The organism is Leptobacterium flavescens (assembly GCF_010671605.1).
Taxonomy (GTDB): domain Bacteria; phylum Bacteroidota; class Bacteroidia; order Flavobacteriales; family Flavobacteriaceae; genus Leptobacterium; species Leptobacterium flavescens.
The window spans coordinates 223,508-240,561 of sequence record NZ_JAABOO010000001.1 but is presented as its reverse complement, the minus strand read 5'-3'; the positions used below and the strand labels follow the sequence as shown (position 1 = coordinate 240,561).

The 17,054-nt window shown below is 41.1% G+C and carries 12 protein-coding genes; 2 read left to right on the top strand and 10 right to left on the bottom strand.

Features of this window, described 5'->3' with window-relative positions; translation table 11 throughout:
* Positions 1-225 precede the first annotated feature (225 nt).
* Positions 226-951, top strand: a complete 726-nt coding sequence (locus GWK08_RS01115) for a hypothetical protein (RefSeq protein WP_163605067.1) — start codon at positions 226-228, stop codon at positions 949-951.
* A 246-nt stretch (positions 952-1,197) separates the two neighbouring features.
* A complete protein-coding gene (locus tag GWK08_RS01110) occupies positions 1,198-1,818 on the top strand; it encodes an FMN-binding negative transcriptional regulator (protein ID WP_163605066.1) in 621 nt (206 codons plus the stop codon).
* Between the two features lie 380 nt (positions 1,819-2,198).
* Here the strand turns inward: GWK08_RS01110 and GWK08_RS01105 are convergent, their stop codons facing one another.
* The 10 genes from GWK08_RS01105 to GWK08_RS01060 form a co-directional block, all read right to left on the bottom strand.
* Entirely contained in the window at positions 2,199-4,007 is a 1,809-nt protein-coding gene (locus tag GWK08_RS01105; RefSeq protein ID WP_163605065.1) for an acyl-CoA dehydrogenase family protein, read from the bottom strand.
* 83 nt (positions 4,008-4,090) lie between these two features.
* Positions 4,091-5,275: an acetyl-CoA C-acyltransferase gene (locus tag GWK08_RS01100; protein WP_163605064.1), complete on the bottom strand. Its 1,185-nt coding sequence runs from the start codon at positions 5,273-5,275 to the stop codon at positions 4,091-4,093.
* 21 nt (positions 5,276-5,296) lie between these two features.
* A complete protein-coding gene (locus tag GWK08_RS01095; RefSeq protein WP_163605063.1) occupies positions 5,297-5,671 on the bottom strand; it encodes a four helix bundle protein in 375 nt (124 codons plus the stop codon).
* Between the two features lie 44 nt (positions 5,672-5,715).
* On the bottom strand, positions 5,716-8,121 hold the full coding sequence (locus GWK08_RS01090; protein WP_163605062.1) for a 3-hydroxyacyl-CoA dehydrogenase/enoyl-CoA hydratase family protein: 2,406 nt from the start codon (positions 8,119-8,121) through the stop codon (positions 5,716-5,718).
* Between the two features lie 5 nt (positions 8,122-8,126).
* Complete coding sequence (locus GWK08_RS01085) at positions 8,127-8,591, bottom strand: MarR family winged helix-turn-helix transcriptional regulator (protein ID WP_163605061.1); 465 nt, start codon at positions 8,589-8,591, stop codon at positions 8,127-8,129.
* Positions 8,592-8,754: 163 nt separating this feature from the next.
* Entirely contained in the window at positions 8,755-10,536 is a 1,782-nt protein-coding gene (locus GWK08_RS01080; RefSeq protein ID WP_163605060.1) for an AMP-dependent synthetase/ligase, read from the bottom strand.
* A 142-nt stretch (positions 10,537-10,678) separates the two neighbouring features.
* Complete coding sequence (locus tag GWK08_RS01075; RefSeq protein WP_163605059.1) at positions 10,679-11,185, bottom strand: cupin domain-containing protein; 507 nt, start codon at positions 11,183-11,185, stop codon at positions 10,679-10,681.
* 239 nt (positions 11,186-11,424) lie between these two features.
* Positions 11,425-11,874 carry an RNA methyltransferase gene (locus GWK08_RS01070; protein ID WP_163605058.1) on the bottom strand — a complete coding sequence of 150 codons (450 nt, stop codon included), beginning with the start codon at positions 11,872-11,874 and terminating at the stop codon, positions 11,425-11,427.
* 8 nt (positions 11,875-11,882) lie between these two features.
* Positions 11,883-15,542: a phosphoribosylformylglycinamidine synthase gene (gene purL / locus GWK08_RS01065; protein ID WP_163605057.1), complete on the bottom strand. Its 3,660-nt coding sequence runs from the start codon at positions 15,540-15,542 to the stop codon at positions 11,883-11,885.
* 127 nt (positions 15,543-15,669) lie between these two features.
* Positions 15,670-16,884 (bottom strand): RsmB/NOP family class I SAM-dependent RNA methyltransferase, encoded by a 1,215-nt coding sequence (locus GWK08_RS01060; RefSeq protein ID WP_163605056.1) that lies wholly within the window; start codon positions 16,882-16,884, stop codon positions 15,670-15,672.
* Positions 16,885-17,054: the final 170 nt, after the last annotated feature.

Below are 17,054 nucleotides of genomic sequence, written 5' to 3'. Positions count from 1 at the left end.
GGAGTAACACCCCTAAAGTCCCCTCAAGGGGACAATACTAAAAACCAACAACTAACAACCATCAACCACCAACCAAATTCCAGTCAAAAACATTAAATCGACGAATTGACACTACCCTGTGTACTAAGTTTGTGTGTATTTACGTTATGTTAAAAATAAAGGTGGTCCGTCTCCCCCGTTTGGCCGGACTGCTTAAACATTTTGACAACCAACAACCAAATTCTCATGAAAAAACAGATCCTCGTATTTGGGATCCTGATAAGTATTTTAGGATGCCAGTCCTCCGGAAAGGAAAAAACGGAAGAACAGGCTAAAAACCTGTATAAAACGGAGAGATCAGTAGAAAATAATCTGCTGAAGTCTGAAGAATTACCTAAAGTTAATATTCGCGTTGATGAGGAGTTTGATTACATCGGTAATTTTGATTTTGAGATAGTGGCTTCATCAGACGAGTGGGCGGAAGAAGTATTGGGGAAACCTATTGCTGCCGGAGAGCGCTTTGTCTTTGCAAAAGCGGATGAAACCAAAGAAGTGGAGAAACTTTTTATTGTTCAGTTTGAAGGTTTTTTATCAAATAATACATTTACCTACAAATACGATTTCAGCAACGCCGAATTTATAGGGAATAACAGATACAGACATAACACCTGGTTTTATGACAGTGCCCTGCTGGCAAAGGAAAATCCGCAAAATGAAGGCGCCAGAACCAGGGTTTTCCTGGAGGAAAAGGGGTTTAAGCTGGAGGATGAATATATGATGTCGAGATTTGTCGGGCTTGCCAGTGAAGACCGGAAAAATGAGATCATTATTTATTATCTGGAAATGCTTCAGAAGAGCACAGGTTATTCATTAGAAGAATTCGAGAATTCCATTCCGGAAGAAGAAGCTGAATCTATAGAAACTGCCCTGATAGAACGCTCACGGGAGAGCTTTACGATTGAACCTTACTAGATCGATGATCAATGAGCAATTATGCTTAATCTTAATACTTCATACTCAATACTCACATCTCCGTACTCCGAAGTAAAGCGAAGGAGTATCGAGAATCAAATTTTGTGTTTATCCTTTATAACTGTTCTCGATACTTTTTCCTGTGGAAAAAACTCGAACTGACATTCATCTCAGTACTCAATACTTAATACTCAGTACTCGATTCTAAAAACTAAATCAATACCTTTATATCCATAATCAAGACTTATGTATATACCGGAAATTTACAGGAACACTAATCTGGAGGATATTGCTGATTTTATCCACGAAAACGGATTCGGAATAATTGTTAACCATACAGGAGAAAAACTCTGGGCAACGCATATCCCATTGGAACTTACCAAAAATGAAGCGGGAAAGGATGTACTTATTGGTCATGTATCAAGAGGGAACCTGCAATGGAAAAACCTGGAAAATGACAATGAGGTACTTGTTATATTTCACGGCCCTCATACCTATGTTTCCTCTTCCTGGTATGACCATGAGAATGTGCCAACATGGAATTATATAGCCGTACATGTTTACGGGAAGATGAGATTACTGGATAATGAGGAACTGTGGCAAGCCCTTAAGCGTCTGATCGATAAATATGAAAAGACTTCAGAGAAACCAATAAAGATGGAAGAGTTATCGTCCAAAATGGTTAAAACGGAAATGAGGGGAATTAAGGGAATTGAAATAGAGATAGAATCGGTGGATGCGGCCTTTAAATTATCCCAGAACCGGGATGCAAAGAACCATTCGGTGGTAAGGGAAAAACTAAATGACAGGGGAGATGATCATTCCGCCAAAATAGCGGAAGAAATGAAAAAGCATTTTAAGGGGTAGATGTTAGTTTTTAGCTTTTAGTGGTTAGCGATTAGTCATTAGTTAGTATTAAGTATTAAGTACAAAGTATTAAGTAACCGGTAAGTTCTAAATAGCCAATAATATTTAGGCAGAAGCCAATGTTTATCTGTAAATGAATACTTCATCATTCAATATTCGTTATTCAGTATTCAACAATCGTAGATTAGTTATTAGCCAATTTTCAAATTACAACTTCTCGACGAGCCTGTATCGAGCGTAGTCGAGATGCTCGAAGTGACATTTTTTTCAGTACTCAATACTCAATACCAACTCAAAAGAAAACCCTGATAATAAATACCAGGGTCTCAATCAACTAAATTAAGTAAAGGTGTTACACTAAACTTCTATCTTAAGCTTTATTAAAAGCAATAACTATTTTCTGCAGTTACTTTTTCAGCTATTTTATTTCGCAGGCCAACCACATTAGGAAGATTGGCGTATTTGGTAAATCGTTTTAATCCCATAAGCATCATTCGCTGCTCATCACCTTCGGCAAAGGAAGCGATTCCTTCTTTTCCTTTGGTGTTGATCTTTTCTACAGCGTTAAACAAGTTTAATTTAGCCATGGCTATCTGGATCTCCTGAGATTCTTCTCCGAAGCGTTTTGCATTCTTTTCAGTGCGCAGAATTGCAGATTCGGCCATATAGATCTCAATAAGGATATCGGCAGCCGCCATTAATAATTGCTGATGCTCTTCCAGCTGAGGTCCGAATTTCTGTACTGCAGAACCGGCTACCATCAGGAAGGCCTTTTTCAGCTTGGCGATCATTTCCTTTTCCTCTGAGAATAATTCCGAATAATCGGGAGTATCAAAAGAAGGGATCCCCATTAACTCATCGGCTACTTTCATTGCAGGTCCTAAAAGATCTACATGTCCCTTCATTGCCTTTTTGATCAGCATTCCAACAGCAAGCATTCTGTTAATCTCGTTAGTCCCTTCATATATACGGGATATACGGGCGTCTCTCCAGGCAGCTTCCATAGGGGTATCTGCCGAAAAGCCCATCCCCCCGAAGATCTGAATACCTTCATCTGTACAATCCTGTATATCTTCAGAGATCTTCACTTTCAGGATTGAACATTCAATAGCGTATTCCTCCACACCTTTAAGCTCCGCTTCCTGATGTGAATTCCCCTGTGCTTCACGAATAGATATGCGATCTTCAATATTTTTTGCAGCTCTGTAGCAGGCAGATTCTCCCACATAAGCGGCAGTAGCCATTTGAGCTATTTTTCCCTTAATCGCCCCGAATTGTGCGATAGGTGTTTTAAACTGCTTTCTTTCGTTGGCATATTTTACAGCTTCGGTAATAACACGTCGCTGTGCGTCCAGACAAGCCGCAGCCAGTTTGATACGCCCGACATTCAAAGCATTCATCGCTATTTTAAATCCGTTACCTCTTTCGGAAAGCATATTTTCTACCGGGACTTTGGTCTCGCTAAAGAAAACCTGACGGGTAGAGGAGGAGTGGATCCCTAATTTGTGTTCTTCATCCCCGAGAGTGATCCCATTTGGATTTTCAGGATCGTATTCTACAATAAATCCTGTGATGTTCTTATCGTCTTCAATACGTGCAAAAACGATCATTAAACGGCAGAAACCGGCATTGGAGATCCACATTTTCTGACCGGAGATCAGATAGTGTTTCCCGTCTTCACTCAATACAGCTTTTGTCTTACCCGAATTGGCATCAGAACCTGCACCGGGCTCTGTCAGACAATAAGATCCGAACCATTCACCCGAAGCCAGTTTAGGTACGTATTTTTGCTTTTGTTCTTCGGTTCCGTAGAGGGTGATGGGCATAGTACCAATTCCGGTATGTGCTCCAAAGGCTGTTGCCAGAGACCCTGTGGCTCCGGAGATATAATCACAGGTAAGCATAGTCGATACAAACCCCATTCCCAGTCCGCCATAAGCTTCAGGAACCGATATTCCCAGGAAGCCAAGTTCGGCAGCTTTGGTCATGATCTCTTCCGTAAAGGCGTAATCTTTCTTTTCGAAACGAGGTTTATGAGGCCATACCTCCCGGTCGATAAATTCTTTTACCGATTCTTTCATCATTTGCTGCTCCTCCGAAAAATCTTCCGGAGTAAATACATCCTCACATTGGGTTTCCTTTACCAGGAATTGCCCTCCACGCAATATTTCTTTATCTGTTGTTTCCATTTCTGTAGATTTTAGTATTGAGTATGGAGTATTGAGATTTCAGATAAATGTCTCACATCTGAGGCCTCATTTCTCATATCTGTTTAATTTAAAAATTCAAATATCCCGGCGGCTCCCTGTCCGGTACCCACACACATGGTTACCATTCCGTATTTATTTTTCCGCTTTCGCATTTCATCGAACAATTGCACAGAGAGTTTAGCTCCCGTACATCCGAGGGGATGCCCCAAAGCAATAGCCCCACCGTTTACATTTACGATCTCCTGATTGAGCCCCAGTTCCCTGATCACTGCCAGCGATTGGGAAGCGAATGCTTCATTCAGTTCTATAAGTTCTATATCTTCGAGCTTCATTCCGGCCTGTTTTAAGGCTTTCGGAATAGCTTTTACAGGTCCTATCCCCATAATTCTGGGTTCTACTCCTGCAGCAGCATAGTTTACCAGACGGGCAATAGGTTCCAGGTTTAATTCTTTTACCATTTCCTCACTCATAACCAGTACAAAAGCAGCCCCATCACTCATCTGTGATGAATTTCCTGCGGTTACGCTTCCTCCGGCCGCAAATACAGGGCGAAGCTTATTCAGTACAGCCGTATTGGTATCCGGTCTTGGTCCTTCATCCGTATCTACCGTATATTTTTTGCTCGCCTTTTTCCCATTCTCATCAACATATACCTGTTCCACATCTATGGGTACGATCTGATCATTAAATTTCCCTTCTTTGATAGCCTTAATGGCTTTCATATGAGAATTATAAGCAAACTCGTCCTGGTCTTCTCTGGAAACCTTAAACTGATTGGCTACAGCTTCAGCTGTTAAGCCCATTCCCCAGTAATAATCTTCATTTCCTTCCTTGGCAACACCGTAATCCGGCGTAGGTTTATATCCTCCCATTGGGATATAACTCATACTTTCCGCACCACCTGCAATAATACAATCGGCCATTCCCGCCTGGATCTTTGCAGTTGCAATCCCGATAGTTTCCAATCCGGATGCGCAATAACGGTTTACGGTTACCCCTGGCACATCTTCAATTTTAAGACCCATAAGAGAAATAAGACGTGCCATGTTTAACCCCTGTTCTGCTTCCGGCATTGCATTCCCAACGATCACGTCATCGATACGTGTTTTGTCTAATTGCGGAAGATCCTTGAGCATGTGCTCAATAGTCTCTGCGGCCAGCTCATCCGGCCTTTTAAATCTGAACAGACCTTTGGGAGCCTTTCCCACTGCTGTTCTATATCCTTTAACTATATATGCTGTTTTCATTTTTACTTTAGATTTTAGATCTCAGTATTGAGTATTGAGATCATTTTCTTTTAATGTTTTTTGAAACGAATAATTCATTTTTTGTATTTCTATACACGCATCTATAAGCGTAGATACTTTTTGCTTGGTTGAGAGATTTAATTCTAAAACTAAAATTAGTTGAGTCTGAAGCTCATAAGTTGAACCATTGGCAATACTTAAAAAGTGAATAAACTCCTTGTTAGAATTCCTCCCTGCACCTTCGGCAATATTAGATGGTATAGAAATAGCGCTTCTTTTAATCTGTGATATCAGACCGTATTTTTCATCGGAAGGTAATTCAGCAATTAGCAAATAAACCAATTTAACCAGTTCAATTGCTTTTTGCCAAATTTTTAAATCTTCTACTTTATGCATTTCCTAAATCTAATATCTCAAATCTCAATACTTAAATCCTACCATTAATTACGTAATGGTTTCCCCGTTTTTAACATATGCTGAATACGCTCCAGTGTTTTTCTTTCCGTACAAAGTGAAAGAAAGGCTTCGCGTTCTATATCGAGCAGATATTGTTCGCTCACATAATTCGGTTCTGAAAGATCTCCTCCGGCCATGACATAGGCCAGTTTATTGGCGATCTTCTTATCGTGCTCTGAAATAAAATGCCCGGCTTCCATCGAGTCTGTTCCCACAAGGAACATTCCCAATGCCTGCTTCCCGAGTACTTTTACATCTTTTCTTTTTACAGGTTTGGTATATCCTGCTTCTGCCATAAGTACCGCATGCTTTTTTGCCTGCGCTATCTGACGGTCCTTATTGACAACTACAATATCTTTTCCTTTCTGAAGAATACCGAGATCGAAAGCTTCATAAGCAGAAGTAGATACTTTTGCCATTCCGATGGTCAGGAAGTATTCCTGTAAAACATTCAACTCAACATCATTCTTTCTGAAAGTATCCGATGCTCTGAGTGCCATCTCTTTGGATCCACCCCCTCCGGGGATAACTCCAACTCCGAATTCCACCAATCCTATATATGATTCTGCCGCTGCAACAACCTTATCGGCATGCATAGATAGCTCACAGGCACCTCCCAGGGACATTCCATGAGGCGCAGAGATGGTCGGGATTGAGGAGTATCGCATACGCATCATGGTATCCTGGAAATATTTGATGGCCATATTCAATTCGTCATATTCCTGCTCTACTGCCATCATAAATATCATTCCGATATTGGCTCCTACAGAGAAATTAGCACCCTGGTTTCCGATCACCAATCCCTGGAAATCTTTTTCAGCCAGATCGATCCCTTTATTCAGACCGGCGAGAACGTCCCCGCCAATGGTATTCATTTTAGAACGGAATTCTACGTTAAGGATACCATCTCCAAGATCTTCGATGACAACTCCGCTGTTCTTAAAGACCTCATTGGTCTTTCTGATATTATCAAGAATAATAAAGGCATCCTGCCCAGGTTTTTTAGTCTGAACCTTGGCCGGAATATCATAATAATAGGTAGCTCCGTCCTTAACGGTATAGAAACTGTTATTTCCTCCGGCAAGCATTTCATTCACCCAATCCGCAACTTCCAGGCCTTCGGCTTTCATCAATTCTATCCCTTTCTCCACTCCGATGGAATCCCAGATCTCAAACGGACCGTTTTCCCATCCGAAGCCGGCTTTCATGGCATCATCTATACGATAGAGTTCATCAGAGATCTCAGGGATCCTGTTTTGAACATAGGCGAACATGGCGGCAAAATTCTTTCTGTAGAATTCTCCGGCCTTATCTTTTCCGCCTACCAGTACCTTAAAACGATCTATCGGGCGGTCTATGGTCTTTGTTAACTCGAGAGTAGCAAATTTTGCACTCTTCTTAGCTCTGTATTCCATAGTATCCAGATCCAGTGAAAGGATCTCTTTCTTCCCGTCTCCGTTCACTGTTTTTTTATAGAATCCTTGTCCGGTTTTACTTCCCAGCCATTTGTTCTGCACCATCTTTTCAATAAAATCGGGAAGCCTGAATAATTCATGAGCTTCATCATCCGGGCAATTTTCATGAATTCCGTTGGCAACATGTACCAGGGTATCCAATCCAACTACATCAACGGTACGGAAAGTAGCCGATTTCGGTCTTCCGATAACCGGTCCCGTAAGCTTGTCCACTTCTTCAATAGTAAGCCCTAATTCCTTTACCTGGTGAAACAGGCTTTGGATACCGAATATCCCGATCCTGTTACCGATAAAGGCAGGAGTATCTTTTGCAAGAACAGAAGTTTTACCCAGGAATTTTTCACCGTATCCCATTAGGAAATCTGTGATCTCCGGAAGACAATCCGGCCCGGGGATCACCTCAAATAACTTGAGATATCGCGGAGGGTTGAAAAAGTGAGTAACCGCAAAATGTTTTCTGAAATCCTCGCTTCTGCCTTCATTCATGAATTTTATCGGAATACCCGAAGTATTTGATGTGATCAGTGTTCCCGGACTACGGTGCTTTTCGATCTGTTCAAATACTTTTTGCTTTATGTCGAGACGCTCCACAACTACCTCAATGATCCAATTTACCTCTTTAACCTTGTGAAGATCATCTTCCAGGTTTCCCGTTGTGATCCTCTTTGCAAAATCCTTGTGATAAATAGGAGAGGGTTTCGATTTTAATGAAGCTGTTAAATGGTCGTTCACCATTCTGTTTCTTACGACTTTATCTTCTAAAGTAAGCCCTTTGGCTTTTTCCTTGTCGTTTAATTCTCTGGGGACTATATCAAGCAGTAGTACTTCAACGCCAATATTTGCAAAATGACATGCAATACCACTACCCATAATTCCGGAACCAATGACAGCAACTTTATTAATTCTTCTGATCATTTTATTTAGCTGATATTAGTATTAGTAGTGATTTCCTGATTGTAAATTTTCTTTTCAATGATAAGCTCATTTATAATTTCGGTTACTTCAAAGAAATGCTTGAGCTTTTCTGCAGAAATATGCTGCTTTACGGCATCGTTAAACTGGAGAACAACTCCTTTCGATACTTCGCGTTTTTCCCTGCCAAATTCCGTAAGATGTATAAGTACACTCCTGCCGTCGTCAGGATTTGGTTTACGCTCAATTAATCCCTTTTCTTCCATAGTCTTCAGTATTCTGGAAAGACTGGTAGCTTCCATTCCCATCTTGGGACCAAGGGCCGTTGAAGGGGTTCCTTTTTCGGGATCAATACTTAATAGTGTAAAACCTGTAGCCATCGTAGTTTCGAACTTTCCGGCTTCTTCATTATACATCCTGGCAACAGCTTGCCAGGTGGCTCTTAAAGCATAATCGATGGTTTTTTCTTTCATTCTTTAAATTAATTGCTTTCAAATATATGAAAATTTATTATGCATGCATAATAAATTAATAAAAATTTAAGGAAAAGATAATACCCGGCGTGAATCTCGCTTATATCCATAAAAAAACTCCCTGGAGATTAGGGAGTTTTCATTAATTTAAGAAGTATCTTATTTATATGTTGTGCTCATAGATCTTATTATAGAGATCTATATATTTCTGTTTGATCACTCTTCTTTTAAGTTTCATAGTAGGAGTGAGGTGCCCTCCGTCTATACTCCATACATCCGGAGTAAGTTCAAAACGTTTGATTTTTTCCCATTTTCCGAAGCGCTCGTTATAGGTATCTATCTCTTCCTGTATACGTTCCACTAATTTAGGATTGGAAACAATTTCTTCAGCATTATTCCCGAGATTAAGATCGTGACGTTCCGCCCAGTCTTCTACAAACTCAAAGTTAGGTTGTACAAGTGCCGCAGGCATTTTTTCTCCATCGCCTATAACCATGATCTGTTCGATAAAACGGGATTGCTTCATCTCATTTTCTATAAGCTGCGGAGCCACATATTTTCCTCCGGATGTCTTGAACATTTCTTTTTTCCTGTCGGTAATTTTCAGAAAGCCTTCGTTATCAAGTTCTCCGATATCTCCCGTGTGAAAATATCCGTCCTGCAAAACTTCAGCGGTCTTTTCCGGGTCCTTGTAATAACCTACCATAACGTTAGGGCCCTTTGCGAGGATCTCTCCGTCTTCGGCGATCTTTACTTCGCATTCGGGGATCAGTTTCCCTACGGTACCTATCTTCATTCCATTATTCCTAACATCGTTAACCGAGATCACCGGAGAGGTTTCGGTAAGTCCGTAACCTTCCATGATAGGAATACCGGCTGCGTTAAAAACCCTTGCCAATCTTGGTTGAAGTGCAGCACTTCCCGAGGCTACTACTTTTATATTCCCCCCAAGAGCTTCCTGCCATTTTACAAAGATCAGCTTTCGGGCGATCTTCAATTTAAATTCATACCACCATCCGTTCTTACCGTAAGGTTCATACTTTAGCCCGAGATCAAGAGCCCAGAAAAAGAGCTTCTTTTTAATTCCGGTAAGTTCTGCACCCTTGGCGTAGATCTTGTCATATACTTTTTCGAGCAATCGCGGAACCGCTGTCATTACATCGGGTTTAACTTCTTTAAGGTTATCACTGATCGCTTCTATAGATTCTGCAAAATAAATACTTACTCCCCTGTACTGATACAGATAAATAAGCATACGCTCGTAAATATGGCATACCGGTAAAAAACTCAGGGCTTTTGCCTCTCCGTCATGAATAGGGAAGCGAACAGAGCTGTTTATAGCATTACTGACAATATTTCTGTGAGTAAGCATAACCCCTTTGGGGCGTCCGGTTGTTCCGGAAGTATAAATAATGGTAGCCAGATCGTCTGTCTTTACCGCATCTTTTAATTTTTCAACTTCATCCTGATTGCTGTCATCCTCTCCCAGTTTAAGTACTTCCTCCCAGTTCTGACAACTGCCGATCTCATCAAAGGAATAAACACCTTTAAGCGAAGGGATATTTGCTTTGACCGCGTCTACTTTTCCCAGGACCTCCGTACAGGAAACAAAACAGTAAACAGATTCAGAATGATTGAGGACGTATTCGTAATCTTCCTCAGAGATCGTTGGGTAAACAGGAACGTTCTGTGCCCCTATCTGAAGTATCCCTATATCTACAATATTCCACTCCGTTCTGTTGGTCATGGAAATGACTGCAACCTTATCGTTTGGTCCTACACCAAGCCTTAGCAGGCCCCGACTTATCTGGTTTGCTTTCTCAATATATTCCTTAGTGGAAGTAGCTATCCACTCACCCTTATATTTGGTTACTAATGACTTTTCTAAGTCGAATTCTTTTAACTGGTGATATGGAAAATCAAAAAGGCGAGTTATGTTTGTCATGCTCCGTTCATTATTCTGTGATAGTATTGCAAAGTATAAAAATTGAAGGGATTAATCAAATGATGAAATAAAAAGAGGAGAGTATCTCCCTGTAAAAAAAGCGGGAAATCCGATTTAAATTATTGGTTGTTAGGCAGACAGTTCAGATCCGGGTAAGATCTGAAATTATATTAGAATGTTGCGGGAACTCAGTACTTAAAGCTTCTCTTTCTGCAAGTTCGAAATCGTCAAAATCAAAGCCGGGAGCAACAGTGCAACCTACTAATGAATAAGAATTGTCGTCTTTTACACTGGACCCAAACCAAACTCCGGCAGGAACAACCAACTGAGGAGCCTGCCCGTTTTCGATGTCCATTCCAACCTCATTTCTGATATAATTACCGTTTTCATCAATGCAATGAACATAGAGGGGAGAGCCTCCATAAAAATGCCAGATCTCATCCTGTTTTATCCTGTGAAAAGCTGAAAAATTCCCGGAAGTAATGAGAAAATAGATACTGGTGGCATAACTGCGTTTTCCATTAAATTTATTTGGGAGAGCTACCCTAGATATACTATCGTTACTTCTGTAAACTTCCTTGTAAAAACCTCCTTCCGGGTGAGGGAGTAATTCAAGACTCTCAACTAATTTCTTTACTTCAGGATGCATTTTTTATTTTCTTCCAAAAATACAACTTCCTCCGGGATTAAAAATTTACTGCTTTCCATTCGTCGAAGGATATCTACCGCTTAAAGAGCATTACCCTGGCTTAATCGAAATACAGCACTTTTTAGCTGCAGGATAAACTATGTTTATACTACAAAACTGGTTGTTAGATAGTTTGAGATGTTTTTTAATTGCAAAACCCTGTGTGTTTCTGGTCACAGGGTTTTGTCATATAAGGGGAATTATTTTTTTAAACCTCTGTCATACATGATAATACTTCCGGCCACCGCTACATTAATGCTTAATGTGGATTTAAATTTTACCAGGAAATGAGATTTTTCGATCGCTTCTTTAGACAAGCCATGATCTTCAGCTCCCAAAAGATATACGCACCTTCTGGGATGTTTGAAAGTTTCAAGAGCTTCCGCTTCGTCTGTCAGCTCAACACCTACTAACATGGCTCCCTTAGGGAGATGATGATAAAAATCTTTAAAGGTATCGTAATGAAAATAGGGCATGGCCCCAACCGCTTTATGTGTATCACAAGCCTGTTTGGCGTAGCGATTACCGATGGTAAAAATAAAGCTGGCACCCATATTCTGGGCAGAACGCCATAAAACACCAAGATTTTCGGGAGTCTTTCCATTCTGGATCCCGATACCGAAAAAGCCTTGTTCCAGGTTATCGATCATTGGTAAATTTATTTGTGTTCTTCAATCCACTTTCTTGCATTGACAAAAGCTTCTATCCATGGAGAAACTTCATCTTTTCTACCCTCAGGATAATTGGCCCAGTTCCATTGAAAAATAGAACGCTCTATATGTGGCATGGTTACCAGGTGCCTTCCTGTTTTATCGCACATCATTGCCGTATTGTAATCACTTCCGTTAGGGTTGGAGGGATAGGCGTCATACCCATATTTGGCTACTATGTCATATTGGTCTTCAGACATAGGCAGGGAGAACTTACCCTCACCATGAGAGATCCATACTCCCAAAGTTGTTCCGGCCAGGCTGGATAACATAACAGAATTATTCTCTTCTACTTTAACGGAAGTAAACGCACTCTCGTGTTTATGGGAATCGTTGTGAAGCATTTTCGATTTTAATTCATGCTCCGGATTAATAAGGTCGAGCTCCACAAAGAGCTGACATCCGTTACAGATCCCAACAGAAAGCGTATCTTCTCTTGCAAAGAAATTCTTTAAAGCGGTATTGGCCTTTTCATTATAAAGGAATGCTCCGGCCCATCCTTTGGCAGAGCCCAGTACATCTGAGTTTGAAAAACCTCCAACTGCACCGATAAACTGGATATCCTCAAGGGTTTCTCTTCCGGAGATCAGATCGGTCATATGTACATCTTTCACATCAAAACCGGCCAGGTACATCGCATTGGCCATCTCCCTTTCCGAATTACTTCCTTTTTCCCTTAGTATCGCAGCTTTTGGTCTTTGTTTGCTACCATCGATCTCCGGTCTTTTACCTGTAAACTGAGAAGGGAAGTTATAGTTTAACGGCTGAGATTTATAATTGCTGAATCTGGCTTCGGCCAGCTCGTTTGCCGTTTGCTTCTTATCCAGTAAATAAGAGGTCTTATACCAGGTATCTCTCCATTTTTCAATGTCGAAATCAAAAGTATCTTCCTGATTCTTTACAATTAGTACACCTGATTCATTGACCTTTCCTATGTTCGCAAAATCAATATTATTTTCTTTCAGTAAAGCTTCCACAGAAGCATCAGCCTGGAAGATCAGACCTGCATTCTCATGGAAGAGAACTTTTGCAGAATCTTTTTCTCCAAGTGTGCTAAGGTCGATTTCTGCTCCCAGATCGTTGTCTGCAAAACACATCTCCAGCAGACTGGTAATAAATCCTCCGGAAGCAATATCATGCCCCGCCTGTATCTTTCCTTCTTTAATTGCCTGCTGTATCGTATTAAAAACCAATTTAAAATAAGCAGCATCCTTAATCGTAGGTGCCTGGCTTCCGATATTGTTCAGGATCTGAGCAAAAGAAGAACCTCCCAGTTTAAAATCATCTTTGGAAATATTGATATAATAGATATTTCCTCCGTTTTTCTTAAGAACCGGTTCTACAATGGCATTAATATCATTACAATGCGCAACAGAAGAGATAATAACGGTACCGGGTGCTATAACTTCCTCATTCGGATATTTTTGCTTCATGGAAAGCGAATCTTTCCCGGTTGGGATATTGATCCCCAGCTCGATCGCAAAATCAGAACATCCTTTAACCGCATCATATAATCTTGCATCTTCTCCTTCATTTTTACAGGGCCACATCCAGTTAGCAGAAAGACTTACTCCTTTCAGGTCGCTATTTAAAGGTGCCCAAACGAGGTTTGTCAGTGCTTCGGCAATTGAATTTCTACTCCCGGCCACCGGATCGATAAGTGCACTTACCGGAGAATGCCCTATAGAAGTGGCAACCCCTTCTTTTCCGTTGTAGTCCATGGCCATTACCCCCACATTATTAAGAGGAAGTTGAAGAGGGCCGGCACATTGCTGCTTAGCCACTTTTCCTCCAACGCAACGGTCTACTTTGTTGGTCAGCCAGTCTTTACAGGCAACAGCTTCCAGCTGAAGCAACTGCTCAAGATACTGATTGATATTCTCTGTTTTATAGGTACTATCCTGATATGCCCTGGATATTTTTTTATCGGACATAATAGTCTTGGGAGAACTACCGAACATATCGTTCAGAGAAAGATCCATTGGTTTTTCTCCTGTCTTTTTCGATTTGAAGGTAAACTGATGATCGTTGGTAACTTCTCCAACTTCATACATAGGAGATCGCTCCCTGTCTGCAATTTTGCGTAACTGTGCTGTATGTTCCTTAGAGATCACCAAGCCCATTCTTTCCTGAGATTCGTTACCGATGATCTCTTTGGCCGAAAGCGTAGGATCTCCAACCGGTAATTTATCCAGATCTATCTTTCCTCCGGTCTCTTCAACCAGTTCGGATAAACAGTTGAGGTGACCTCCTGCTCCGTGATCGTGAATGGAAACGATAGTGTTCTCGCTCTCTATCATCCCTCTGATAGCATTTGCTGCACGCTTCTGCATTTCAGGATTGGAACGCTGGATGGCATTTAATTCTATCCCCGAGCTGAATTCTCCGGTATCTGCAGAAGAAACTGCTGCTCCTCCCATTCCGATACGGTAATTTTCTCCTCCGAGGATCACGATCTGATCGCTTTCCTGCGGGCTGTCCTTCAGACTCTCATCTTCTTTTCCGTAACCCACTCCGCCGGCAAGCATAATTACCTTGTCGAAACCAAGTTTACGGGCATCCTCTTCATGTTCGAATGTCAATACGGATCCCGCAATAAGGGGTTGTCCGAATTTGTTTCCGAAATCAGATGCTCCGTTAGAAGCTTTGATCAGAATATCCATCGGAGTCTGGTAAAGCCATTTGCGCTCTTTCATTCCTTTTTCCCAGGGGCGATTTTCTTCCAGCCTGGAATAAGAAGTCATATATACGGCTGTACCTGCCAGGGGTAAGGAACCTTTTCCACCTGCAAGCCGGTCTCTGATCTCTCCTCCCGATCCCGTAGCAGCCCCGTTAAAAGGTTCTACCGTAGTTGGGAAGTTATGGGTCTCCGCTTTAAGGGAGATCACGCTGTCAAACTCTTTTATCTGATAGAAATCGGGTTCATCAGCTCTATCCGGAGCAAATTGCTCTACTTTGGGCCCCTTAACAAAGGCTACATTGTCTTTATAAGCGGAAACAATACCATTAGGATGGGTTTCCGAGGTCTTTTTTATCATTTTAAACAGAGAACTCGGTTGTTCTTCCCCATCAATGACAAATGTTCCGTTAAATATTTTATGTCTGCAGTGTTCACTGTTTACCTGAGAAAAACCGAAAACTTCAGAATCGGTTAGTTTTCTTCCCAGCCTTTCCGCAAGTTTTTCCAGGTATTCTATCTCTTCCTCACTAAGTGCCAGCCCTTCTTTTTCATTATAAGCGGCAATATCTTTAATATCTATTACAGCTTCCGGCTCTATGTTGATGGTAAAGATCTCCTGATCCAGCCCTTCGTATTTCTGTGATAGCATCGGATCGAAATCGGTGGAATCTTTATCAATATTGATGTACTCTTCTATTCTCACAATCCCCCTGATCCCCATATTCTGAGTGATCTCTGTAGCATTTGTACTCCAGGGAGTGATCATAGTGGCACGTGGACCAACAAAAAAACCTTCGAGTGAAGGTTGTTTTATCTGTGGTTGATTTCCGAAAAGCCAGTTTAATTTTTTTAGGTCTTCTGCTGAAAGTTCCTCGCTCGTCTGGAGCGCGTAGATCTTAGACGTTAGGTCTCCGAAGAAAAGAATCATAAATCGAAATTCGTTTTTGTTTATCAATACAATAAACAGATGATTATAGAAAATGCAAATTTACACAAATCGCTTCTAAAATAGGACGAAAATCGATTAGTTTTTAACAGGCTTTTCGACAGTCTTATTATTTGCTTTTTTCCAGCAACGCCATATAAAAACCATCGAAGCCCGAATCGGAGGCCAGAATGATATTTTCCTTTTTAAATTTAAAGTCTTTCCCGGCTTCCGAAGCAAGGAAATCCTTTACCTGCTGCTGATTCTCAGATGGAAGAACAGAACAGGTGGCATAGATCATTTTCCCACCTTCTTTTACCATTCTGGAATAGGACTGAAGAATATCGGCCTGTGTTTTTTTGATCTCCTCAATAAATTCCGGCTTTAGTTTCCACTTGGCATCCGGATTTCTTCTCAGGACCCCAAGACCGCTACAGGGAGCATCTATCAGCAATCGGTCTGCCGAATTAATTAATTTTTTGACAGTTTTGGAACCGTCTATTACCCGGGTTTCTATATTGTGGGCACCATTGCGTTTTGCCCTTCGTTTTAATTCCTTTAATTTATTTTCATAAATATCCATGGCAATTATCTGCCCCTTGTTCTCCATGAGGGAGGCCAGGTGCAAACTTTTTCCTCCGGCTCCGGCACAGGCATCAACTACTCTCATTCCGGATTTGACATCCAAAAGGGAAGCTACCAGTTGAGAAGATGCATCCTGAACTTCAAACCAGCCGTTCTGAAAAGCTTCTGTTTTAAAGATATTGGCTCTTTCCTTTAGTTTAAGAGCATGAGGATATCCTTTTATTTCTGTGGTTTCTATATCCTGATCCCTGAGACTGAACTGAAGGTTTTTTTTATTGGTTTTAAGCGTATTTACTCTCAGGATCACATCGGCCTGACGGTTAAGAGCTGCAATTTCCTTATCCCAGGTCTCCTGACCCAATTCTTTTTCACCCAACTGATCCATCCAATCGGGAACAGATTCACGATATATACGTTGCCTGGAAAGTTCATCGAATTTCCCCTTGATCCTCCGTACGGGGGTTCCGTAAAATTGTTTCCAGTCGGGTAACTGAATTCCTCTCATAACAGCCCATACTGCAAAGATCTTCCAAAGGTTTTCTCTGCTGAAATGCGATCCGGCTCCGGCAATTTCCGCATAGAGACGCCGCCACCGAACTATATCGTAGGTGGTTTCGGCAATAAAAGCCCGATCTCTGGCTCCCCATCGCTTATCTCTTTTTAATAACTGCTCTACGACCTTATCGGCGTATTTATTTTCGTTAAAGATCTGGTGTAAACCGTCAATAACTGCAAAAACTAAATTCCTGTGTAACCTCATTTCACAAAATTGGGATGCAAAGGTATTGTTTTAGAAAGGAATACTTTTATTTTTGATAAAATTTTAAATAGATGAAATAAGCATAAATAAAATTAATTGTTTGTATACCAACCCGAAGAATTAAATTTTTTATGCGAAAGTAAAACGGTTGCATCCGTGCAAATAATTTT

Bases quoted from the DNA above. Each gene is read 5' to 3' on its own strand.
- GWK08_RS01070 (WP_163605058.1), bottom strand. From the start codon at position 11,874: ATGATCGATAACCTGGAACAAGGCTTTTTCGGTATCGGGATCCAGAAT.
- GWK08_RS01090 (WP_163605062.1), bottom strand. From the start codon at position 8,121: ATGATCAGAAGAATTAATAAAGTTGCTGTCATTGGTTCCGGAATTATG.
- GWK08_RS01105 (WP_163605065.1), bottom strand. From the start codon at position 4,007: ATGGAAACAACAGATAAAGAAATATTGCGTGGAGGGCAATTCCTGGTA.
- GWK08_RS01100 (WP_163605064.1), bottom strand. From the start codon at position 5,275: ATGAAAACAGCATATATAGTTAAAGGATATAGAACAGCAGTGGGAAAG.
- purL (WP_163605057.1), bottom strand. From the start codon at position 15,542: ATGATTCTTTTCTTCGGAGACCTAACGTCTAAGATCTACGCGCTCCAG.
- GWK08_RS01080 (WP_163605060.1), bottom strand. From the start codon at position 10,536: ATGACAAACATAACTCGCCTTTTTGATTTTCCATATCACCAGTTAAAA.
- GWK08_RS01075 (WP_163605059.1), bottom strand. From the start codon at position 11,185: ATGCATCCTGAAGTAAAGAAATTAGTTGAGAGTCTTGAATTACTCCCT.
- GWK08_RS01060 (WP_163605056.1), bottom strand. From the start codon at position 16,884: ATGAGGTTACACAGGAATTTAGTTTTTGCAGTTATTGACGGTTTACAC.
- GWK08_RS01115 (WP_163605067.1), top strand. From the start codon at position 226: ATGAAAAAACAGATCCTCGTATTTGGGATCCTGATAAGTATTTTAGGA.
- GWK08_RS01095 (WP_163605063.1), bottom strand. From the start codon at position 5,671: ATGCATAAAGTAGAAGATTTAAAAATTTGGCAAAAAGCAATTGAACTG.
- GWK08_RS01085 (WP_163605061.1), bottom strand. From the start codon at position 8,591: ATGAAAGAAAAAACCATCGATTATGCTTTAAGAGCCACCTGGCAAGCT.
- GWK08_RS01110 (WP_163605066.1), top strand. From the start codon at position 1,198: ATGTATATACCGGAAATTTACAGGAACACTAATCTGGAGGATATTGCT.